At 29.2% G+C, this 21,979-nt stretch carries 20 protein-coding genes and 1 riboswitch; of the genes, 10 read left to right on the top strand and 10 right to left on the bottom strand.

From position 1 onward, the window contains the following. Position 1: 1 nt before the first annotated feature. The 4 genes from purM to purD all read left to right on the top strand — a co-directional run bounded on the left by purM (position 2) and on the right by purD (position 4,494). On the top strand, positions 2 to 1,039 hold the full coding sequence (purM, locus tag DY123_RS02635) for a phosphoribosylformylglycinamidine cyclo-ligase (protein WP_140924026.1): 1,038 nt from the start codon (positions 2 to 4) through the stop codon (positions 1,037 to 1,039). After that, entirely contained in the window at positions 1,014 to 1,613 is a 600-nt protein-coding gene (gene purN / locus DY123_RS02630) for a phosphoribosylglycinamide formyltransferase (protein ID WP_140924024.1), read from the top strand. The genes purM and purN overlap by 26 nt, the downstream gene beginning before the upstream one ends. Before the next feature lies 1 nt (position 1,614). Continuing rightward, entirely contained in the window at positions 1,615 to 3,147 is a 1,533-nt protein-coding gene (gene purH, locus DY123_RS02625; protein ID WP_140924022.1) for a bifunctional phosphoribosylaminoimidazolecarboxamide formyltransferase/IMP cyclohydrolase, read from the top strand. Between the two features lie 99 nt (positions 3,148 to 3,246). Next, the gene (gene purD / locus DY123_RS02620; protein ID WP_140924020.1) at positions 3,247 to 4,494 is read left to right on the top strand and encodes a phosphoribosylamine--glycine ligase; all 1,248 of its coding nucleotides are present in this window, start codon (positions 3,247 to 3,249) and stop codon (positions 4,492 to 4,494) included. Positions 4,495 to 4,997: 503 nt separating this feature from the next. Here the strand turns inward: purD and DY123_RS02615 are convergent. Next, positions 4,998 to 5,486 (bottom strand): hypothetical protein, encoded by a 489-nt coding sequence (locus DY123_RS02615; protein ID WP_140924018.1) that lies wholly within the window; start codon positions 5,484 to 5,486, stop codon positions 4,998 to 5,000. Between the two features lie 367 nt (positions 5,487 to 5,853). Here DY123_RS02615 and DY123_RS02610 point away from each other — a divergent pair, with 367 nt between their 5' ends. The 5 genes from DY123_RS02610 to DY123_RS02590 all read left to right on the top strand — a co-directional run bounded on the left by DY123_RS02610 (position 5,854) and on the right by DY123_RS02590 (position 10,898). Further along, positions 5,854 to 7,482, top strand: a complete 1,629-nt coding sequence (locus DY123_RS02610; protein ID WP_140924016.1) for a peptide ABC transporter substrate-binding protein — start codon at positions 5,854 to 5,856, stop codon at positions 7,480 to 7,482. Positions 7,483 to 7,566: 84 nt separating this feature from the next. Continuing rightward, the gene (gene hxlA / locus DY123_RS02605; protein ID WP_108982660.1) at positions 7,567 to 8,193 is read left to right on the top strand and encodes a 3-hexulose-6-phosphate synthase; all 627 of its coding nucleotides are present in this window, start codon (positions 7,567 to 7,569) and stop codon (positions 8,191 to 8,193) included. Beyond that, on the top strand, positions 8,193 to 8,729 hold the full coding sequence (gene hxlB / locus DY123_RS02600) for a 6-phospho-3-hexuloisomerase (protein WP_140924014.1): 537 nt from the start codon (positions 8,193 to 8,195) through the stop codon (positions 8,727 to 8,729). The genes hxlA and hxlB overlap by 1 nt, the downstream gene beginning before the upstream one ends. Positions 8,730 to 9,364: 635 nt before the next feature. Then, on the top strand, positions 9,365 to 9,991 hold the full coding sequence (locus DY123_RS02595; protein ID WP_140924013.1) for a hypothetical protein: 627 nt from the start codon (positions 9,365 to 9,367) through the stop codon (positions 9,989 to 9,991). 202 nt (positions 9,992 to 10,193) lie between these two features. Further along, positions 10,194 to 10,898 carry a hypothetical protein gene (locus DY123_RS02590; protein WP_140924011.1) on the top strand — a complete coding sequence of 235 codons (705 nt, stop codon included), beginning with the start codon at positions 10,194 to 10,196 and terminating at the stop codon, positions 10,896 to 10,898. A 201-nt stretch (positions 10,899 to 11,099) separates the two neighbouring features. Here the strand turns inward: DY123_RS02590 and DY123_RS02585 are convergent, their stop codons facing one another. The 4 genes from DY123_RS02585 to DY123_RS02570 all read right to left on the bottom strand — a co-directional run bounded on the left by DY123_RS02585 (position 11,100) and on the right by DY123_RS02570 (position 14,433). Continuing rightward, positions 11,100 to 12,236, bottom strand: a complete 1,137-nt coding sequence (locus DY123_RS02585) for a family 20 glycosylhydrolase (RefSeq protein WP_140936393.1) — start codon at positions 12,234 to 12,236, stop codon at positions 11,100 to 11,102. A 20-nt stretch (positions 12,237 to 12,256) separates the two neighbouring features. Beyond that, positions 12,257 to 12,733, bottom strand: coding sequence for a glutathione peroxidase (locus tag DY123_RS02580; protein WP_140924007.1), 477 nt, complete (start codon positions 12,731 to 12,733; stop codon positions 12,257 to 12,259). Between the two features lie 86 nt (positions 12,734 to 12,819). Further along, the gene (locus DY123_RS02575) at positions 12,820 to 13,362 is read right to left on the bottom strand and encodes a folate family ECF transporter S component (protein WP_108982653.1); all 543 of its coding nucleotides are present in this window, start codon (positions 13,360 to 13,362) and stop codon (positions 12,820 to 12,822) included. Between the two features lie 67 nt (positions 13,363 to 13,429). Continuing rightward, positions 13,430 to 13,522, bottom strand: a riboswitch (THF riboswitch). A 47-nt stretch (positions 13,523 to 13,569) separates the two neighbouring features. After that, positions 13,570 to 14,433 (bottom strand): DegV family protein, encoded by an 864-nt coding sequence (locus DY123_RS02570; protein WP_140924005.1) that lies wholly within the window; start codon positions 14,431 to 14,433, stop codon positions 13,570 to 13,572. A gap of 177 nt (positions 14,434 to 14,610) precedes the next feature. On the opposite strand from DY123_RS02570, the gene DY123_RS02565 reads away from it, so the two are divergent. Next, on the top strand, positions 14,611 to 16,338 hold the full coding sequence (locus DY123_RS02565; RefSeq protein WP_140924003.1) for an NFACT RNA binding domain-containing protein: 1,728 nt from the start codon (positions 14,611 to 14,613) through the stop codon (positions 16,336 to 16,338). A 122-nt stretch (positions 16,339 to 16,460) separates the two neighbouring features. On the opposite strand, the gene DY123_RS02560 is transcribed toward DY123_RS02565, so the two are convergent. The 5 genes from DY123_RS02560 to lspA are packed head-to-tail and all read right to left on the bottom strand — an operon-like array spanning position 16,461 to position 21,964. Beyond that, a complete protein-coding gene (locus tag DY123_RS02560) occupies positions 16,461 to 18,956 on the bottom strand; it encodes a carbamoyl phosphate synthase preATP-grasp domain-containing protein (protein WP_140924001.1) in 2,496 nt (831 codons plus the stop codon). 5 nt (positions 18,957 to 18,961) lie between these two features. Beyond that, positions 18,962 to 20,035, bottom strand: coding sequence for a carbamoyl phosphate synthase small subunit (locus DY123_RS02555; protein ID WP_140923999.1), 1,074 nt, complete (start codon positions 20,033 to 20,035; stop codon positions 18,962 to 18,964). Between the two features lie 33 nt (positions 20,036 to 20,068). Then, positions 20,069 to 20,596, bottom strand: a complete 528-nt coding sequence (pyrR, locus tag DY123_RS02550; RefSeq protein WP_140923997.1) for a bifunctional pyr operon transcriptional regulator/uracil phosphoribosyltransferase PyrR — start codon at positions 20,594 to 20,596, stop codon at positions 20,069 to 20,071. Positions 20,597 to 20,613: 17 nt separating this feature from the next. Next, positions 20,614 to 21,522, bottom strand: a complete 909-nt coding sequence (locus DY123_RS02545) for an RluA family pseudouridine synthase (protein ID WP_140936392.1) — start codon at positions 21,520 to 21,522, stop codon at positions 20,614 to 20,616. Beyond that, entirely contained in the window at positions 21,518 to 21,964 is a 447-nt protein-coding gene (gene lspA, locus DY123_RS02540; RefSeq protein ID WP_140924219.1) for a signal peptidase II, read from the bottom strand. The genes DY123_RS02545 and lspA overlap by 5 nt, the downstream gene beginning before the upstream one ends. Positions 21,965 to 21,979: the final 15 nt, after the last annotated feature.

The raw sequence follows: 21,979 nt of genomic DNA, 5'->3' as shown, positions 1-21,979 counted from the left end.
TTTGCCTAATGAATATCAAAAGGCGGGCGTCAATATTGATAATGGAATAGCAGCCGTTAAAAATATTAGTCAAATCGTTAAATCTACTCAAGATAAAAATGTCATATCTGGGATTGGGGGTTTTGGTGCTGAATACAGTTTAGCAAATGATATCAGTAATCTTAATAATCCAGTACTAGTATCTGGGACTGATGGTGTTGGAACCAAATTGTTATTAGCAATTCAAGCTAATCAACATAATACTATTGGTATTGACTTAGTAGCAATGTGTGCTAACGATATTTTGGCACAAGGTGCCCAACCACTTTTCTTTTTAGATTATTTAGGAGTTGGCCAATTGGAACCAAATAAGGTTAAAAAGATAGTTTCCGGGATTGCTGAAGGTTGTAAACAAGCTGGATTGTCACTAATTGGTGGTGAGATGGCCGAAATGCCGGGTATTTATCAAGCCAAAGAAGATTATGATTTAAGCGGGTTTGCAGTAGGTATCGCTGATCATAGTTTATTACTTTCTAAAGAAAATGTTCATGAAAATGATATTTTGATTGGCTTGTCATCATCTGGTATTCATTCAAATGGATACTCATTAGTTCGTAAAATTATTGATGATGCAAATTTAGATTTAAATAAGCAATATCAAGAGATGTCAGAGAAACTAATTAATATTTTATTAAAGCCAACCAAACTTTATTACAATAGCGTTTATCCTTTAGTAAAATCAAACCTAATCAATGCAATGGCTCACATTACTGGTGGTGGAATTGCTGACAATTTATCAAGAATGATTCCAGAAAATTTAACCGCAAAAATTAACCACGGTAGTTGGCATGTACCAGAAATTTTTAATTTTTTACAAGCAAAAGGCAAATTAAGCCAACATGAAATGGACCAAGTTTTTAATCAAGGACTTGGGATGATATTAGTAGTCGATCCTAAGAATTTAAAGAAGGTGATTAATGAGCTAAATGCAAGAAACGAGAATTACTATGAAATTGGTAAGGTGGTGAAAAGAAATGAACAAGCAGTTGAATTCATTTAATCAAAATAAAGAATTAAATGCTGCTGTCTTTGCTTCAGGGAACGGTACCAATTTTGAAGCGATTATGAAAGCTAAATTACCAATTAACATAGGAGTGTTAGTGTGTGATCATCCCAATGCTTATGTAATCAAAAGAGCAGAAAAATATCATGTTCCAGTTTTTATATCAGAAGTTAAAAAGGGAATTAGTAAAAAAGAACGAGAACAGAATATTTTACGGTGTTTGAAAGCTAATGACATTTCAACAATTTTCTTAGCTGGTTATATGCGAATTGTTGGTTCAACCTTATTAAACGCTTTTCCCAAACGCATTTTAAATATTCATCCTGCATTATTACCTAATTTTCCTGGAAAACAAGGTATTCTAGATGCATACAATGCCAACGTAGATGTAACTGGTGTAACAATCCATTATGTAAATGCTGGTGTTGATACTGGAAAAATTATTGCACAAGCAAAAGTTAAAAGATATCCAAAAGATAGTTTAGAAGATTTGGAAAACAGGATTCATCATGTCGAGCATCAATTATATCCAAATACCATTCATGAATTAATTAATAAAGGGGTACTATAAATTGAAAAAATTAGCATTATTAAGTGTTTATGATAAAACCGGAATTGTTGAATTTGCTAAGAAACTAGAAGCCAGAAACTTTCAAGTTATTTCTACAGGCGGTACATTAAAGAAATTATTGGATAATGGTGTACAAGCAATCGCCGTAGAAGATATAACTAACTTTCAAGAAATGCTTGATGGACGTGTTAAAACATTGCATCCTAGAATTCATGCTGGTATTTTAGCAAAACGTGATAATCCGGTACATATGAAACAATTGTCAGCTGAAAACATCCAGCCCATCGATTTAGTATGTGTAAATCTTTATCCATTTAAAACAACGATCGAAAAACCGGGTGTAACAGATGATGAAGCAATTGAAAATATTGATATTGGCGGTCCTTCAATGTTGAGGGCAGCTGCTAAGAATAGCCAAGATGTAATCGTATTAACCGATGTTAATGATTACGATGATTACATCGAAAGATATAATGACAATAAACTAGATAGTAAATATCATCGTCATTTAGCAGCCAAAGTGTTTAGACAAACTGCGGCTTATGATGCTTTAATTGCTAAATACTTAACCAACGAGGAATTCCCTGATAAATTAACTCTAACTTATGAAAAGGTAGAAAATATGCGCTATGGTGAAAATAGTCATCAACAAGCTGCATATTATAAGCAAGCCATCCCTGAAAAGTATTCCTTAGCTAATGCAAAACAATTACATGGTAAAGCTTTGTCATATAATAATATTAGGGATGCTGATGCGGCACTAAGAGTAATTGCTGAATTTCCTAATCAACCAACTGTCGTTGCACTAAAACATATGAACCCTTGTGGCATTGGAACAGCCAATAATTTGTTAGATGCCTGGCAAGAAGCTTTTGATGCTGATCCAATATCTATTTTTGGTGGAATTATTGTTTTAAATCGTGAAGTTGATTTAGCAACTGCCCAAAAGATGCATTCTATCTTTTTAGAAATTGTAATTGCTCCTTCATTTACTGATGAAGCATATGATGTTTTGGCTAAAAAGAAAAATATTCGTTTAATTACACTCCCATTTGGTCCTATTGATCAAAAAGGACATGATGAAGTTAGTGTATTAGGTGGGATGTTAGTACAAAATCGTGATCTTCTACATGAAGAACCAGCTAATTTTAAAGTTGTTTCTAAAGTTAACCCCACTGCAGATCAATTAAAAGCTTTGGCATTTGGTCAAAATGTTGTTAAGCATGTTAAGAGTAATGCGATTGTGGTGACAACTGATACTAAAACTCTTGGGGTTGGTGCAGGCCAAATGAATCGGATTGATTCAACTAAAATCGCGATTGATAAAGCCAAACCTAAAGCTGGTTATGATAAAGCTATTTTAGCGTCTGATGCTTTCTTCCCTATGGATGATTGTGTCGAATTTGCGGCCAAGCATGGTATCAAAGCGATTGTTGAGCCTGGTGGTAGTATTAAAGACCAGGCTTCAATTGATAAGGCCAATGAATTAGGTATAGCTTTAGTATTTAGTGGAAAACGTCATTTTAAGCATTAATAGTTTGGCAAGTATGGCTTAAATAATTAGGTAAGCACGATGGTTCGATTCCATCCATACTTATTTTTAATTTATTGATATAGATTAGGAGTGCTAATAATGGAAAATTGGTTGGTAATTGGTTCGGGTGGTCGTGAGTATTCAATCGCCCAATGTTTAGCTAAAAAAGATAATCATCACGTGTATGTTGCACCAGGTAACCCAATGATGGAAAGAATGGATAATGTTCATTGTGTTCAAATTAATGAAATGAATTTTAATGATTTAACCGTATTTGCTCAAAGTCATCGTGTTGTTTGTACAATTGTCGGACCTGAACAACCTTTGTCCAATGGAATTGTTGATGTCTTTAAAAAATCCGGCATAAAAATTTTTGGTCCTGATCAATATACGGCACAATTAGAAAGCTCCAAGGTATTTGCTAAAGATATGATGCAAAAAGCAAGTATTCCAACAGCTGATTATCAAGAATTCTATGACACTAATAGTGCTTTGGCATACGTAGATAGTCATAATTTACCATTAGTGATAAAAGCAAATGGACTAGCAGGTGGTAAAGGCGTAATCATTGTGAATACCAAGTCACAAGCTACTAATGCAATTAATCATTTATTTTCCTTACCTAATCAACAATCAATAATTATTGAAGAGTATTTAGATGGTGAAGAATTTTCATTTATTGTTATGGCCAATGGCGAAAAATTTATTCCCATGCCATTAGCGCAAGATCATAAAAGATTAATGAATAATGATGAAGGACCTAATACTGGCGGAATGGGAGCATATAGTCCTTTGCCTCAATTTGGCAAAGAGGTTACTCAAAATGCAATTAATAAAGTGATAAAGCCATTACTAAGTACAATGGTAAATGAAGGGCATCCCTTTGTTGGATTCTTATATGCAGGCTTAATTATGACTAAACAGGGCATCAAAGTTATTGAATTCAATGTGCGAATGGGTGATCCTGAAACTCAAGTGATCCTACCGCAGCTAAAAAGTGATTTAGGTGATTTAATCGTTAACTTATTAGATGGTAAAAAGATTCATGTAAAATGGGATGCATCTAAATATTATTTAGGAACAGTGTTGGCTGCTAAAGGTTACCCTAAAAAGCCATCAGATCATTTAGAATTACCTAAATTTCCTGATGGCACTAATATTATCTATTCAGGAGTTCAAGATGATAATGGTCTTATTTATAGCCATGGTGGGCGAGTGTTGATGGTTACTACTAAAAGTAATAATATTCTAAACGCACAACATCAAATTAACGAATTAATTTTAAAATCAGTCAATCAAAATAATTACTTGTATCGTAGTGATATAGGTTTAAAAGCTATAAAATAAAATTATGGAATAAAAAAGCTGTCCATTAGCCAATAATTAGGTTAATGGACAGCTTTTATTTAAATGTTAACATTTTTGTTTTGAATAAATGTATTTAGTAAATTTATTATGCTTATAAGTTCGATAATTATGAACATTTCAAATGGAAGCTCTTGATACATCAAATAAAAATAAATTATAAATATAATTAAACTTACGTTTACTAAGAACTTAAAATTTTTGTTTGCTTTAGTAAAGTTTAAAATGGCTTGTATTATCATCAAAAAAGCTAATACTGCAAGCATAAATACCAACATATGAGCATAATGTCCACTTGATCCAGAATACATTATTGATACAAGTCCAAAGAACATAGCAAATCCTATTTCAAAGATGGATAGTACAAAGTTTATTATTACTGTCATATATGAATATAACACAACCTGTTTTTGTTGAAATTTTAAAAAATTAGATGCCTCTATGGGGGATGAATGCTATTCGTCCACGGGCTGGAGACTTCATTTTTATTTTTCTAATTTTTTGCCTAAAGTTAATGTTATTCTAGAAACTTGTTTATTAAATTGAGCATTTCCATTGAATATTAATGCTTTTTTATCATTAGCATTTCTTAAATTAGTAATTATAATATTGCCTTCATTACTACTTAATATCATCTTTCGATCATTTTTAACAATATATTTATATGAAATGTTATTATCTTTTTCTATATTGCTGATGTCATTAGCTTTAAATCCAGAGTCATCATCTAGTTGTACCATTTTGGAATTCTTTGTGTCAAAGTATAGATATTTAGTACTACCATCATCGTCTGTATTATCGAAGAGTGATGACTTTACTTGCCAAGTATAATTATCTTTAGATTGATTTAATATTTGTTGTGTAGCACTACTAGAGGATTCTTTATCACTACTTGTATTAATATAAAGCCATCCCAATAAAATAACTATTATAATTATTATTGATGTTATAGTAATTGAAATTTTTTTAGACATATTTACAGCTCCTTTACCAAATTATATCATGCAAGTATTTAGAAAATTAAGCATTTAATAATTCAATATGTTTGACTTGTGCATATAGTTAAAGTATTATTCATAATAATAAATTATACAAAAGGAGGACTATCACATTATGAAACGTTTATTCAATAAACAATGTAAATGTTGTTGTATTTTAAATGTTAGCACTAATGTGGTAGCCCTTTTTAGCATGTAATGTTTTATCTTATATAGAATGATTTAGTACATATAATTTTAACTTACATAACTAGAGCCACTGGATTAGGCTAGCATTTTTTGTTAGCGCTTATCTAGTGGCTTTTTTGTTTGATTTATATAATATTTTAGAGGAGTGAAAGTTATGAATTTTTATAAAGCATTATTATCATCTGCATTATTAATAACTGCTGGGGGTGTTTTAACGGCTTGTGGTAATAATGAAGCAAGTAAAAGTAAGTCACAAACTCTAAACTTATCAGCTAATAGTCGTTTAGATACTATTGATATATCTAAATCTGGTGGGTATGGATCAACCGGTAATGTATATGAAAGCTTTTATCGCTTAGGAGAAAAAGGGGCAATTACTCCGGGCCTTGCTTCTAAAGGTTATAGTAGTAGGAATGGCAAAACATGGACTTTTAAAATAAGAAACGCTAAATTTAGTAATGGTGATCCAATTACTGCAAATGATTTTGTATATTCCTGGCGTCGCACGGTTAATCCAAAAACAAAGGCCCAATATTCTTATTTATTTAATGCTGTTAAAAATGGCCAACAAATTAATGAAGGTAATATGAATCCTGATAAATTAGGTATAAAAGCAATAGATAAACATACAGTCCAAATTAATTTAAATAAGCCGGTTGCTTACTTTAAAACACTGATTGCATATCCTTTATTTGGTCCACAAAGTGAAAAGACTGTTAAAAAATATGGAAGCAAATATGGTACCAATTCCAAATACATGGTTTATTCGGGGCCATTTAAAATTGTTAATTGGAATGGAGTAGGTGATAGGTGGTCTTATGTAAAGAACAACGATTATTGGGATAAAAAGGCTGTAAAATTAAACAGAATTAACTATAGCTTTGTTAGTGATAGCACAACTAGTTTAAATTTATATAATCAAGGATTGTTAGATATTACTCCACTAGCAACTGATCAACTACAGAATTATAGAAATGATCAATCCATGAAAGATTACTCTTATTCAATGATTTCTTACTTAAGATACAATTTTAATAGTACAAACAAGGCATTGCATAATAAAAATATTCGCCGTGCTATATCATTATCAATCGATAGATCAGTATTATCACAAAAAGTGTTGTATTTAAAAGGTTCATCTGAGGTTACAGGATTTGTTCCTAAGGGCTTAGCATACAGTCCAATTAATAAGAAGGATTTTTCTGATCAACAATCGGTCAATAATACATTAAATTACAATCCCAAATTAGCCAAGGCTTTATTTAAGAAAGGGCTAAAAGAATTGGGGATGAGTAGTATATCTATTAATTTATCAAATAGTAATGACAACAATAATTCAAATGTTGCCGCTCAATACTTGAAGGGACAATTAGAAAGTAATCTTAGGGGGATGAAAGTTCAATTAACCAGTTCACCGGCAAAAATTTATACACAAAATGAACAAAATGGAAAATTTGATGTGGGATTAGACACGTGGGGCGGTGACTTTAACGATCCAATTACCTTCCTTCAAATTCCACAAAAAGGGACACCTTATAATTATGGGAAATACGATAATAAGAAATATGATAATTTAATTAATAAAGCAGAAAATGAAGATGCTAATAATCAGGGAAAACGTTGGGATGATTTACTTGATGCTAGTAAAGAATTAAGCAAAGATCAGGGTGTAACACCATTATTTCAAAATAGCGCTTATTATCTACAAAAAAGTAATGTTCATGGAATTATTCATAACACTGCAGGCACCCAATGGAGTTATAAATATGCTTATATAAGTTAAAATGTTTTACAAAGTATTTTGCATATGAAATAATATATTTTCACGTTATAAGTAAAATACATTATTTAAAAGGAGAATTAATTTATGAAATTACAATTAGCAATTGATTTAGAAGATATTGATGGTGCAATTAACTTAATTGAAAAAACCAAGGATAGTGTGGATGTATTTGAATACGGAACTCCTTTAGTAATTAACTTTGGTTTAGAAGGCTTAAAGAAGATTAGAGATAGATTCCCTGATATTACATTATTAGCTGATGCTAAAATTATGGATGTTGCTTCATATGAAGTTGGTCAAGCATTCAAATACGGTGCTGATATCACAACTATTTTAGGTGTAGCTGAAGATCAATCCATCAAAGATGCAATTAAGACCACTCATGAAATGGGCAAAGAATTACTTGTAGATATGATTGGGGTTCAAGATATTGCTAAACGTGCTCAAGAACTAGATAAAATGGGCGCTGATTATATCAGTACTCATACTGGTTATGATTTACAAGCACTTGGTAAAACACCATTTGAAGACTTACACACAATTAAAGAAAATGTTAAAGACACTAAAACAGCTGTTGCAGGTGGAATTAAGGTTGATACAGCAGAAAAAATCATTAACGAACAACCTGATTTATTGATTGTTGGTGGTGGTATCTCTACAGTTGATGATCCTGCTAAAGCTGCTAAAGAAATTAAGGCAATGATGAAATAATGAATTATTTGGAAAATATTTTAGGCGAATTATCTAATTCTACTAAAAATATAGATAATCAAAACATTTCTAATGAAATCATTAAAAGTAATCAAATATTCACTCATGGTTTGGGTCGCTCAGGTTTAGTTTTAAAAATGTTTGCAATGAGATTGGCTCAATTAGGTCATAATAGCAATGTCGTTGGTGAAACAACCACAAAATCAATTCATAAAGATGATTTGTTGATTTTAGCATCTGGTTCAGGTAATACAGCACAAGTTAAAATTGTTGCTCAAGAAGCTAAAAAAGTTGGTGCTAGTATCATTTTAATTACATCAAATGATGATTCGAAAATTGGTAAAATTGCTGACCATGTTGTTAATATTCAAAGTAAATCTAAATATGACAATGATGATTCAATAACTATTCAACCAATGGGATCATTATTTGAACAAACTTTAATGTTATATTTAGACTCAGTTGTTTTACAATTAATGAATGAAGAAAATATAAATGAATCTGATATGATGAATAATCATGCAAATTTAGAATAATTATATTTTAAGGAAAATCTCTATATTAATATAGAGATTTTTTTATTTTGATATTTATATATACTTTGATTATAAAAACAATAAACAAAATATTTTTAAACAAGCTGTTAAAAAAATAGAATGTAAAATATATCTTGGTAAAAAAATAAAACATAAGGAACTATGAATCAAAAATATTTAAAGAAATAGCAAAACTTTATAGTGATGAGTATAAAAGGTAAAAATACTTTTAAACAAAAGATAAAAGAGCTAGACAATTTAATAGATAGCATATATAAAGAAATTAATTTAAAAGTTGAAGGTAAAGTTTTAAAAGAAAAGTAAAAAGCATACCTAATTTCACACCTTAATTCATGTGATAGAGATGTTTTATTTTTGTGAATTAGCAGTACCAATACTAATTATTGAATTGGATTTCTGTATAATTTTTGTTAATAGCGATGTTTGTAAATGATCATTTATTAAAACCATTGTAAAATAATAAAAATATAATCGAAAAATTATAATTATTTAATAACAAATTGCAAAAAGAGAACTACAATGAATTTGAAACAGGAGCTAAAATGTTTAAATTTTTATTAAAGGAAGTCTTTTGTTTATGTTGAATAAAAATTATTTTAAAAGGATGATAATTTATGATTAAAAACAAATTCTTAATTATTATTTCGCCTATGATTTTGTTACTCGGTGTTACTTGCTTTATTAACAATGCTAGTGCCAACAATAAAGCTATAAACGAAGTTCATTCAAAAAAATTTACTAAACATTTATCTCAATACAAAAACTTAGCTAAGAAACTTTCTAAACAAGGTTATGTGTACTGTATTAATAAGAATGCTGACTTTGGTACAAATTCTTATCCTGTAATTCCTTATAGCAATAAGGATAAAAAATTGGTTGTTAATAAAAAGGTAAGATTCAAAGTACAACATATTTGGTCATATCAAAATGGGATGTCTGTTAATTTAATTTCTAAAAATAAAAAGTATAATTCATGGGTATTTTTCCCTACAGACTTATACAATATTCATTCCAAGGATAAACAACTAAAGCCACTTGTTTCATTTGCTCAGAAAATTTTCTACAATAAAGTGAAAAATAATAAATATAACTTAAACAAACTAAGCAATATGGCTAACAAGATAAAATCTAATAAAGAGCGTAAATTAGGTAAACAATTTGTTTCTCAATTTGATTACTTTTTATTAAAGAAGAACAACTTTTATACTTTGCCAACTTTATTAATTGGTAATTTACTTTAATGTTAAAACAAAAATCATCTTTACATTCTTCATTGTAATGTAAAGATGATTTTTTATTATTATAAGTTTTAATGGAAGAATATAGTCAGTTTATTTTAATCTTACTACTTACATAGCATTTGATATTTATTGATATGTTTACATTTTACGGATGTTATTTTCGTATGTTAGTTTAATAGTAAAAAAAGAGGAATTTATTTCTATGAATAAATCTAGGGGTAAAATTAATACATATTATTATAATAAGCACAAGAATAATGATTACAATGATCTTTTATCAAATATGGTGTCAAAAGACTTAGATGATGGTATTAAAACGGCTAATATTAGAATATTAGGTAAATATTTTGATCAATATGAAAAAATACTGTCTAAAAGACTTTTTACAATTATCAAAGAAGGTTGTCCTTTATATACAAAAATTGAAATTCAAAAGGTACTTTCTAATGGTACAAAGATTACAGCTGACTTACTAATAAGTTATCTTGGTCATATTGGAAATAATCAGCATTTAAAGATTCCGTCAAAAACAAGCAAAAAGAAAACATATCCAATAGCACGTGATATTTGTGCAAGAATTCTTCAAAAAATGGATAAAATTGCAGTTCATGAAATATATTCAAAAATTAAAGAAGGATGTCTAAGTTATTCAGAAAAAAGTGAAGCACTAGACGTACTTGGATATTGTATTTTTCATAATAATTCATTAGGAACAAGTAGATTATTAAAAACAATCATTAAGGAAAAAAATTCTTGCAATATATTATGTAAATGGAAATCAATAAGAGCATTATCAGCGTTTAAACATAATGACTTTGTTAAAGAATATTTAAATAGTTTGTATATTAAATCAAATTCAAATGAAATTAAATCTGAAATTAAAAGAAGCTTAAGTTTTATTATTTAGTAGAATAAATTAATGTTTATTTTTAAAATTAACAATCCATCCATAAAATATAAAATTTAAATCATTTAATTTTATATTTTTATTACTACTTCGTATAATGTATATTATGTAAAGTAGAAAAATAAATAAAAATATAGAACACTTTTTGCTGCTCCCTACTTAAAATCTTAATAAAAAAGCCAAAGATTTTATCTTTGGCTTTTAAAAACTTTTTGAATAACTTAAATAACTTTTTATATAAGTTTTCAGATTATTATATAAATTTAAATTGGTAATATTATAACTATCATCGTTCCAAATTGATAATTGCATACCAATATTATTTTTATTTTTGTCTAGATGATTAGTATCATTATTATTCCAAATTTGTGGATTCCATTGTTTTAAACTATTTTTCCAAAATTGGATATTATGCTGATTAAATATCTTTTCATTAGCAATTAAGTATAAATAATAAAAATTACAGTTAATGGTTTTAAATCCTGCTTTATTTAATTCTGGCATCGTAGCTCTTAATGCCATATTTTGATTACTTTGTTCTTTATTAGCTCTTTGACCACTATAACTCCAATAATCTATTAAAATATTTTTATTGTATTTATTAATTACCTTTTTATGAAAAGCATCATTCCACATAACCATCTTTATATTATGTTTATTAATATAATTATCCATTATATTAATATATTTAACTATTTGTTGTTCTTGTTTGATATTTCCTACAGTGATTTCATCCCCACCGATGGATATATGATTATGAGATTTGATTAAAGGTAAATATTCACTGATTATCCTTTTAGACAACACTATTGTTTTAGGATTAGAATAATCCATTTCATTATATCCATCACTTCTAACAACTTGTCTATATAACTTATCTTCACCGTTTATTTTTAATAAATTAAAGATACCTTGTGCATGCCCTGGTACATCTACCTCAGGGATAATTTCAATGTTTTGATTGTAGCCGTAATTAATAATATCTTTTAATTGTTCTTTACTTAAAAATGGTAGTTTAGTTTTTTTATTATAATATATACCAGACTTATAGTAAGAATTCTTAGTGTTTTGATGCAATGTATTACTTTCTAAAGCAAAGTTTTCATTGTCGGTTAAATGAAGTGTTAAGTATGTCCCTTTGTATTCATGAACTTCATTAATATATTTTTTAATAGTGTTCACATCTTTAAATGAGCGTGCACAATCTAAACTAATCCCGACTTGTTTTTTAACAGTCTTTACATTTGTTGATTGTCGATAAAATATAATTGCTATAATAGTAATTATAATGACTATCAGTGAAAATACAATTGTATAAAAGCTTTTAGTAAATTTCATATATAACCCCTTTACTTTAATTAACCATTATTTATTTCATTAATGATATCTTGTTCAAATTTTTTAGGGGTTTTAAAAGGAGAATACCTTCTTACTAAGTTACCTTCACGACCAATTAGAAACTTGGTATAGTTAAATTTTATTCTTCCACGTTTTGATTGATCTTTTAAATATTTAAATAATGGCAATTCGTCTTGGCCATTAACTTTTGCTTGTTTAGACATTGGAAAAGTAACTCCAAAATGTAGTTGACAATATTCACTAGTTTTTTGATTAGATTTTAACTCCATATGAAATTGATTAGATGGAACTCCTACAACAATAAAACCATCATCACTATATTTTTGATATAAATACTCAAGATCTTTTAACTGCCCTGCCAAACCACATTTGCTAGCAGTATTAACAATCAATATAACCCTATCTTTAAAACGATTAAAATCGATTGTTTGTCCATTCATTTCAGTTAATTTAAAATCATATATATTTTTAGCCATTTAATAAGATCCTTTCTAAAGAAAAAAGATTATGAATCTTTATCATAATCTTAATATTAATCATTATTATACAAAACAATTTTTAACTAGTTCCAATGATCCTTAATTAATTTTTGAACCGTTGGAATATTGAATAATCCAACCAAAACGATTAATTGAATTGGAACTAAAATTAATTCTTTAATTAATCTAGAAATGATTATAACTTTCCAATTAATTCCATTATATAACGTCAACCAAAGTGTATTTAAGAAAATATGAATAACTAGGCTGATAATAATTTGAGCTGAAATTAAATTTCTTGTTTTAAATTGATAATCTTTAAACAAGAAAGATCCATATATAAATCCAGTTAATATAGCAGAAATAGTAAAACCAGGAATATATAATCCACTTCCACCTATAAAAGTGAACAAAATATCAGTTATTCCTAAAACAATTGCCATCCATATTGGTCCATATAGGTAACATAACAATACAGTAACAATAAAAGTTGGCGTAATTACAATATATTGAGTATGTATTCCAACTTTGTTTAAAATAAAGCTTAAAGCCATCATTATAGCAATAATAGTAACATCAGACACTCTAAGCTTAGGTAAACTAAAAAATTTCTTCTTAATACTCATAAGACATCTCCTAAATGGAGCTGCCACGGACAAATTATAAAGTTGGCACACATAATATAACTATTGGTGGCGAATGCGGACAATATATCGCAAATTAAATTTTCGTCTAACGTTCACATTCCGTTCCGTTAGCACTTAACGCATAAAGTCCTACTCCTAATATTTGTTAACAATTAAAATATATCATTAAAAATAATTGGTTACAATTTATTTATCTGAATCAATCATCCATCCCAAAGCTAAAGCTTTTTCACCAAGATGAGTTCCAATGACTGGTCCAAAATAACTTTTTTCTACTGTCATGTCGGGATACATTTCTTTAATTTTTTTGGCCCAAACATCCCCTGATTCGGGATCATTAGCATTTATCACCATTGCTTTAATTGGATAGTCAACGTTGCTTACAGCTTCCTTAAATATTTCTTCAGTACGTTTTAAAGCCTTTTTACGAGATCTAACTTTTTCGAAAGCTACGATTTCATTAGTTTTATCGTCAAATGTAAGCAGTGGCTTAATTTTTAATAAACTTCCTAGAAAAGCAGAAGCATTAGATAATCTTCCACCTCGTACTAAATTTTGTAAATCGTCTACTACGAAAACTTCATTGATGGTAGCTCTGATTTCATCCATTTTAGATAAAATATCATCAATATTTTGATTGGCTTGTGCCATCTTTGCAGCTTCGATTGCTAGATTACCCATTAGCTTAACCGTTAGCCTAGAATTGTAAGGAATTACCTTTATGTTTTCAATAGTGGGTGCCAAAGATACTAATGAATTATAAAATCCAGAAATAGTACTTGCTAAATGAATACTAATAACGGCATCATAACCTTCATCAGCTAGTTTATTGTAAGTGTTAATCATTTCACCCATAGGTGGTTGTGAAGTACTAGGAAAAGATTCTGAGTTACGTAACTTGTCATAGAATTCTTCTGTGGAAATATCTACTCCTTCGTTGTAACTCTTTCCATCAACAATTACTGGTATTGGTACTACATTTATATTATATTTTTCTTGTTCTTCTTTAGATAGATATGAAGTACTATCTGTAACAATTGCAATTTTCATTATTAGTTTTTTCACCCTTTAATTCAAATTAATAATTACTTAAAAATTATATTTATTTATAAATTATAACATTAAAATATCTATTACCGTAAGTGAGATTGGTTTTTTGATAATGATATATATAATATGTATACTAATATTATGTGTCGACAAAAGTAACGAAAGTGAGATGATATTATGTCATTTGATGGATCATTCACTCATGCAATGACAAAAGAATTAAACGAAACTTTATCAAATGGTAGAGTATCAAAAATTAATCAACCATATGATAATGAAGTAATTATGGCAATTAGAGCTAATCATAAAAATTATCCTTTATTAATGTCTGCCAATCCTAACTATGCTAGAGTCCAAGTAACTAATGTTCCTTATAATAACCCTAGTGTCCCTACTAATTTTACAATGACTTTAAGAAAACATCTAAGTGGTTCTATATTGAATAAAGTGTCACAAGTAGATAATGATAGAGTCATGAGATTTCATTTTATCACTAGAAACGAAATTGGTGATTTAAAAGAAATGTTGTTAATAGTAGAAATTATGGCTAGACATAGTAATATTATTCTAGTTGATAAACAAGATGATATGCGAATTATAGATGCAGTTAAGCGTATCGGTGCGGATAAAAATAGATATCGTACTTTATTACCTGGTGATCAATACATTACCCCACCTAAACAAAATATGTTCGATCCATTTGAAACTAGTGATTCAGATATTAGTAGAATTCAAGAATTAGAGAGCAAATACCCTAATCAAGAGCTGCTAGCATCTAATATCCAACACATTACTCAAGGACTGGGAAAAGACACTTCTTTATATTTAGCCAATTATTTACACCAAGATGGTGACGTCAAAACTTTATTCAATAAATTCTTTGCAAAATTTAACCAACCATTACCAACCCTCTTATTTAATGAGAATAACAAAGAAGAATTTAGTGTTTACCCATTCATTAATAATAGTAAAAATATCCAATTTAGTAGTCTGAGTGAATTATTGGATAAATATTATGCTAGTCGAGCTCAAAAAGATCGAGTTAAGGAACAAGGTGGTACTTTAATTCATATCGCTAAAAATGAATTGAAGAAGAATCGTAATAAGAAAAAGAAACTACAAAAAACATTAGATAATACAAAAAAAGCCGATGAATATAGAATTAAGGGTGAAATATTAACGACTTATTTATATAAAATTGAACGTGGGATGAAATCAATTGAATTACCTAACTTCTATGATGAAAATAAATTAGTAAAGATTAAATTGTCTAATCAATTATCCCCTTCTGAGAATGCTCAAAAATATTTCAAGCGTTATCAAAAATCTAAAAATGCGGTTATCTATGTTAATGAACAATTAAAGAAAACCAATGAAGAAATTGAATATTTTGAAAATGTATTATCTCAAATTGAATTAGCAAATCCAGCTGATCTAACTGATATTAAGACAGAATTTAAGGAAGAAGGTTATTTAAAGAAGAATCATAATCCAAACGCATCTAAAAAGAATAAGCGTCAAAAGATTAGTAAACCTGAAATCTTCACTTCTGATAATGGTATTCAAATTTTAGTTGGTAAAAACAACTTACAAAATGATAAGTTAACTTTAAAGGATGCCGATAAAAGAGATACTTGGTTGCATACACAAAAGATTCATGGATCTCATGTAATTATTAAGTCATTTGATCCTGATGAAAAAACAATTCAACAAGCTGCTGAATTAGCTGCATATTTTTCTAAAGCACGCGATTCCGCAACCGTTCCCGTTGATTATGTAAAAGTTAAACATGTTAGAAAACCAAATGGTGCAAAACCAGGTTTAGTTATTTATGAAGGACAAAAGACAGCTTTTGTTACACCAAAGGAATCAGATGTTAAACATTTGAGAGCAAATAATAAATAGTTTATAAAAAATGCTCATTAGAACAATTATTTCTAATGAGCATTTTTTGTATATTTAGTTTTTAATTTACTTCATTTATACGTTATATTTTTGGGATTTTATCTTTAAATTTGAAACTTGTCCTACTCTTTTAATCTAAATTTTAATTTAGCACCGATTTCTTGCGAACTATTACCATGGTCAATGTGTATGTTTAATTGTTTAAAAGGAAAAGTTGCACGCATTGTAGTAATTCTATTTTGATTAGTATTTAATTCATCAATAATTTTACTATCGAACCTTTTAGTATAAAATTTAACTAGTTCACGAATCCAATTAATACCAGTTGCTTTACTTAAAAAGATGGTTTCAGTTAATCTTAATGGACGAATTCCTACATACTCTGATTCTCCATTATCTTTTTCGTTAAATAGTATCTGTACTAAGCCAATCCAATTGGATTGATCAATGTGTAAAGATGCTTCTTTAATATTTTTTGTTAATTGATTGTAATCAATGTCTATATAGGGCATCTCATAATTAGTAACATGATCCAAATCATTGTTTAAATTACTCATTAATTTTTCAGATGAAATAAAGTAATTATTATCATTAGTAACAAAGAAATTTAGTGCATAACTCACATTTTTAGGTAAGATAACACCAGTATCTTGATCAGGTGGTAATATTTGGACATTTAATTCAGTATATTCCTTTAACTGTTTCATTAAAAAGTGTCTATTACCAGGAACAAAAACACGAACAGGTTCTTCCAATTCAATGATATTTAAAATATCACCTAATTGAATAGGCTCAATGTATTGTTTATCACTAATTTGTGGTGACAATGATAAAGCATTAGGATTATTATTCATTACTACTGTTTTATAACCTAATTTGTGTAATTGAATAAGCACTTCTGCTGTATAATAATCAGCTGCCGTATTAGGTCCTAATTTATTACCGCCACGACCAATAACTAACGCAGTTTTTTGTGACTCTTTATGCGATTCATTTTCTTTTTCAAAGCTACTATAAAAAGATTCTATATTTTGTTCTAATTCACCAGCTGAAGATTCAATTGACTTATAGGTTGGATACTCATTGTATTGATGATAAATATCACGTACCTTTTGGATAGGGATATTCCAAGTTTCAGCCATCATGCCATCACCAAAACCAAATTGGTGGGCATGCTCAATAGTATTTAGATCCATGGGGTGATTAACGATTAACTTTTCAACATCCAATAATTTTTTTAATTTATAAAAATAAAATTGATTTATTTTAGTTAATTCTTCTAAATCATCAACCTGATAGCCCCTTCTAATAGCTTCAATTAATACTAACAATCGATTCGATTGAGGATGAATTAGTCTGTTAATTAATTCATCATTATCGAGATCTTTCATACTTGGAAGTACATCTCTAGGACTAAATTGCGAACTTCTTAGTGCTTTTAGCATAGCTTCCTCTACAGTCCTACCGACCCCAATCGTTGATCCCACAGATTTCATCACAGTATTTAGTCTTTGACTAGCCTGAGGGATATTTTCAAATGGCCAAATAGGAATTTTAACTACTATATGGTCTAAGGAAGGTTCCATAACAGCGGTTAAATGATTATATTTTTCCGGCAATTGAATTTCATTTAACTGTTTACCCAACATTAAATTAGTACAAGTATAGACTAATGGATAACCAGTTGCTCTCGCAGAAAAAGCGGTACTTTGATTTACTAATGGATTAATCTTGGTTATAAAATATAGATTATCTTTTGCACTTAAAGCAAATTGTAAGTGGCATACTCCTACGATATCAAGATTTTCCATAATTTTAAAAGTGGCCGTTCTTAAGTTCTGATATTCAATGTCAGTTAATGTCTGAATTGGAGATACCACAATTGAATCACCAGAATGTACACCAACGGCATCAACATTTTCTAATCCGTTGACTAAAATCTTAGTACCATTTTCATCCCTAATCCCTACCATTTCAATTTGTTTAAAACCCACAACACTTTTTTCAACTATACATTTTTTATTTTGTTCATCAAATGTATTTTCCAAAAAGTAAGATAATTCATCTGTATTTTTACATACTTTTCGTTTAACAGAATCTTTTTGATTAATTGGTTTAATTATAACGGGAAAACCAATTTGTCTAACTACATCAAACGCTTCAGATTCATTATTAACAATCTTAGATGGTATACATGGTTCATCCGATTGTTGAATGACTGTTTTCATTCGATTAGAATCATTAACTGTTTTTAATGCTGCTTCTGATATTCCTAACACTTGAACATTCAAGTCTCTTAAGATACCTTGATTCATTAATTCCTGAGTAATATGAATTGCTCTTAAGCCACCCACAGTAGGAATAATTGCATCTGGTTTTGATTTCTTAATTACTTCTAATACATTTTTTAAATTGATTTCTTTTACAAAAGTATTAGCAGATTGAACTTCAGTCATAGTCAAAGAGAATGGATTATTGTCCATAATTAAGGTTTTAATTCCATTTCTTTTAAGAGCAACCATCATTTGAAAAGCTGCAGAATCCAATTCAGTTTCGTTGCCAATCGAAGATGGACCACTTCCAAGTATTAAGACTTTTTTTATTTCATTATTAAACATTTCAGTTATCTCCTTTGTGAGCTAACGTTTTCTAAAAATTCTTCGAATAAGTCAACAGTATCTTCAGGCCCAGGTCCACCATCTGGAGAAAATTGAACTGAAAATGAAGGAAAATCACGGTGCCTAATACCCTGGACAGTTCCATTTACTAAATCAATAAAAGTTATTAATAACTGATCATGTTTGATTGATTTAGGATCGACTGCATACCCTTGGCTTTGTGATGCATATATAATTTGATTAGTGATAATTTGTCTAATGGGATGATTACTGCCGTGATGCTCAACATTTAATTTATAAGTTTCAGCACCGTTAGCTAACGCAAATAACTCGTGTCCTAACCCCATAGCAAACATCGGTAATTTTTCTTGAGTCTCTCTTATCATATTTAGTACTGATTCAGGTAAGTCATTAGGCGAACCAGGACCGGTAGATAAAATTACTCCATCGGGATCTAAATCCATAATTTCCTTACTACTTGTATTCCATGGCATCACAATAACGTTACAATCTAATTCAGCTAAACGGCGTAAAATGCCATATTTTAAGCCAAAGTCAATTAATATAATGTTATAGCCATCGCCTGTATTAGGAAATGGTGCTTTTGTAGAAACCTGTTTTACCTGTTGATTAGTTAATACTGCTGCATTTAGTTGGTCAAAAGCATGTTCATCATTAACATCAACAATGCTAGCCTTCATTGACTTATTTCTTCTAATACGATGGGTTAATTCTCTAGTATCAATCCCCGCAATGCCTGGAATATTATGTTGCTTTAAAAAACGATCTAAAGTTAAATTACCTAATCTATTTGTAGAAATATTAGAGTATTCACGCACAATAATGCCTTTTGCGTTGGTAACAATAGATTCAAAACTTTTATGATTAATACCAGTATTTCCAATCGATGGCTGAGTAAAGGTGATAATTTGATTATGATAAATTTGATTAGTAATAATTTCTTGATAACCTAACATATTTGAATTAACCACAATTTCACCTGTTGTAGTGGCTTGCGATCCAAATGCTTTACCCTTGTAAGATGTCCCATCTTCTAATATTAAATAACGTGTTGCCATAGCATGCTCCTTAAATATATATTTAAGAATTAATTACTTATCAATGATTTCTACTGAATCTTTACCATCAATTTCATTAACTTGAACTTTAATTTTTTCAGTTCTAGATGTTGGAATATTTTTACCTACAAAATCTGCTCTAATTGGTAATTCACGATGTCCACGGTCAATTAATACTGCTAAACGGATATTGTCAGGACGACCTAATTCTGAAATTGCAGAAAAAGCAGATTTAATAGTTCTACCGGTAAACAAAACATCATCGACTAAGATTACATTTTTATTGTCTAAAGAAACTTTATCATCATCAGCAACTTTTGGATCATCAGCTGTATGTTTAACATCATCACGATATTTAGTTACATCTAGCTGTACTACTGGAACTTCTTTATTCTCTAATTTTTGTAAACGGTTAGCAATACGCTTTGCTAGGTAAACACCACGTGTCTTAATACCTAAGATTACTAAACTATTAACCCCTTTATTTTTTTCGATAATTTCATAAGTAATTCTAGTCAATGCGCGTTGCATTGCCATTTTGTCTACTACAACTTTTGACATTAAATTTATCCTCCTAGTTATTTTATTCTATTTCTTAAATTATTAATTGTTTGTTTAAAAATTTTAGGTAATGGTGCATCAAATACCATTAATTTACCAGACTTAGGATGTTTAAAACCTAACTTAGCAGCATGTAAAAATTGACCATTACCCTTAATTGTTTTTCTAGGTCCATATAAGGGATCGCCGACTAAGGGATACCCAATATATTTCATATGGACTCTAATTTGATGGGTGCGTCCAGTTTCTAGTACACATGATACTAATGTATATTCACCTAATCTTTCCAAGACTTTAAAATGAGTTACAGCATGCTTACCATCGTCTACAATCGCTTGCTTTTTACGATCCTTTTTAGACCTTCCAATGGGTGCATCGATTTTACCTTTGTCTTCTTTAATATTTCCATGTACTAAAGCAACGTATTCTCTAATATTACTCTTGGCTTTTAATTGTTCTGATAATGACTTGTGGGCATCATTATTTTTGGCAATCATTAGTAATCCTGATGTGTCTTTGTCAATTCGATGAACAATTCCTGGTCTAAAAGTACCATTAATATTGGATAAAGGAGTATGAAATAACAAAGCATTTACTAAAGTATGATCAGGGTGACCAGGTGAGGGGTGCACAACCATCCCTTGCGGTTTATTCACAACTAAGACTTCGTTATCCTCATAAACGATATCTAAAGGAATATTTTCTGGCTCTAAATCTAATGTTTTAGGTTCTGGGATATTAATAACTACATTATCCCCTTGTTTTAAATCATATTTTGGCTTTTTTAATTCATCATTCACCTTTACCATTTGTTCTTCAATTAAATTTTTTGCTCTTGAACGACTAATATCGTTAAAATGATTAGCAATTGATTTGTCTAGTCTTTTATCGTTTTCGGTTGCACAAAATTCAAGTTTATTTTTAATTTAAATCACCATCTCTTAATATTGCTATGAATAAAATTATAATTCCAATTGTAATGCATGAATCAGCAACATTAAAAACTGGAAAATTAATAAAGTCTAATTGCACCATATCTACAACATAGCCTTGAAATAATCGATCAATAAAGTTACCAATTATTCCTGATAATAAAATTACCAAGCTTATTTCATATACTTTTTTGTTCCTTAATTTATACATAAAATAACAAATTACAAATATTGCAACAATGCTAATTAAACTAAACAACCATTGTTGTCCTTGTAAGATACTCCAAGCTGCACCATTATTATGCAAATTAGTAAAAGATATTAACCCTGGAATTAAATTAGTAACATCATTTTCAGCAATATGAGTTGCAATTAAATATTTAGTAATTTGATCAGCACCAATTAAAAAAATCATGCTCAACATAGCATAAAATATCGGCATTATAATTCT

This window comes from Apilactobacillus micheneri, assembly GCF_006493595.1.
Taxonomy (GTDB): domain Bacteria; phylum Bacillota; class Bacilli; order Lactobacillales; family Lactobacillaceae; genus Apilactobacillus; species Apilactobacillus micheneri.
Note: the sequence above shows the minus strand (reverse complement) of the source record. Positions and strands in the feature narration are given on the sequence as shown.

Excerpts from the sequence above, each read along its gene's own strand:
- DY123_RS02615 (WP_140924018.1), bottom strand. The coding sequence starts at position 5,486 with ATGTCTAAAAAAATTTCAATTACTATAACATCAATAATAATTATAATA.
- DY123_RS02580 (WP_140924007.1), bottom strand. The coding sequence starts at position 12,733 with ATGGCTAAAAATATATATGATTTTAAATTAACTGAAATGAATGGACAA.
- pyrR (WP_140923997.1), bottom strand. The coding sequence starts at position 20,596 with ATGTCAAAAGTTGTAGTAGACAAAATGGCAATGCAACGCGCATTGACT.
- hxlA (WP_108982660.1), top strand. The coding sequence starts at position 7,567 with ATGAAATTACAATTAGCAATTGATTTAGAAGATATTGATGGTGCAATT.
- DY123_RS02560 (WP_140924001.1), bottom strand. The coding sequence starts at position 18,956 with ATGTTTAATAATGAAATAAAAAAAGTCTTAATACTTGGAAGTGGTCCA.
- DY123_RS02575 (WP_108982653.1), bottom strand. The coding sequence starts at position 13,362 with ATGAGTATTAAGAAGAAATTTTTTAGTTTACCTAAGCTTAGAGTGTCT.
- DY123_RS02555 (WP_140923999.1), bottom strand. The coding sequence starts at position 20,035 with ATGGCAACACGTTATTTAATATTAGAAGATGGGACATCTTACAAGGGT.
- DY123_RS02595 (WP_140924013.1), top strand. The coding sequence starts at position 9,365 with ATGATTAAAAACAAATTCTTAATTATTATTTCGCCTATGATTTTGTTA.
- DY123_RS02565 (WP_140924003.1), top strand. The coding sequence starts at position 14,611 with ATGTCATTTGATGGATCATTCACTCATGCAATGACAAAAGAATTAAAC.
- purN (WP_140924024.1), top strand. The coding sequence starts at position 1,014 with ATGAACAAGCAGTTGAATTCATTTAATCAAAATAAAGAATTAAATGCT.
- DY123_RS02585 (WP_140936393.1), bottom strand. The coding sequence starts at position 12,236 with ATGAAATTTACTAAAAGCTTTTATACAATTGTATTTTCACTGATAGTC.
- DY123_RS02590 (WP_140924011.1), top strand. The coding sequence starts at position 10,194 with ATGAATAAATCTAGGGGTAAAATTAATACATATTATTATAATAAGCAC.
- purD (WP_140924020.1), top strand. The coding sequence starts at position 3,247 with ATGGAAAATTGGTTGGTAATTGGTTCGGGTGGTCGTGAGTATTCAATC.
- DY123_RS02570 (WP_140924005.1), bottom strand. The coding sequence starts at position 14,433 with ATGAAAATTGCAATTGTTACAGATAGTACTTCATATCTATCTAAAGAA.
- DY123_RS02610 (WP_140924016.1), top strand. The coding sequence starts at position 5,854 with ATGAATTTTTATAAAGCATTATTATCATCTGCATTATTAATAACTGCT.
- hxlB (WP_140924014.1), top strand. The coding sequence starts at position 8,193 with ATGAATTATTTGGAAAATATTTTAGGCGAATTATCTAATTCTACTAAA.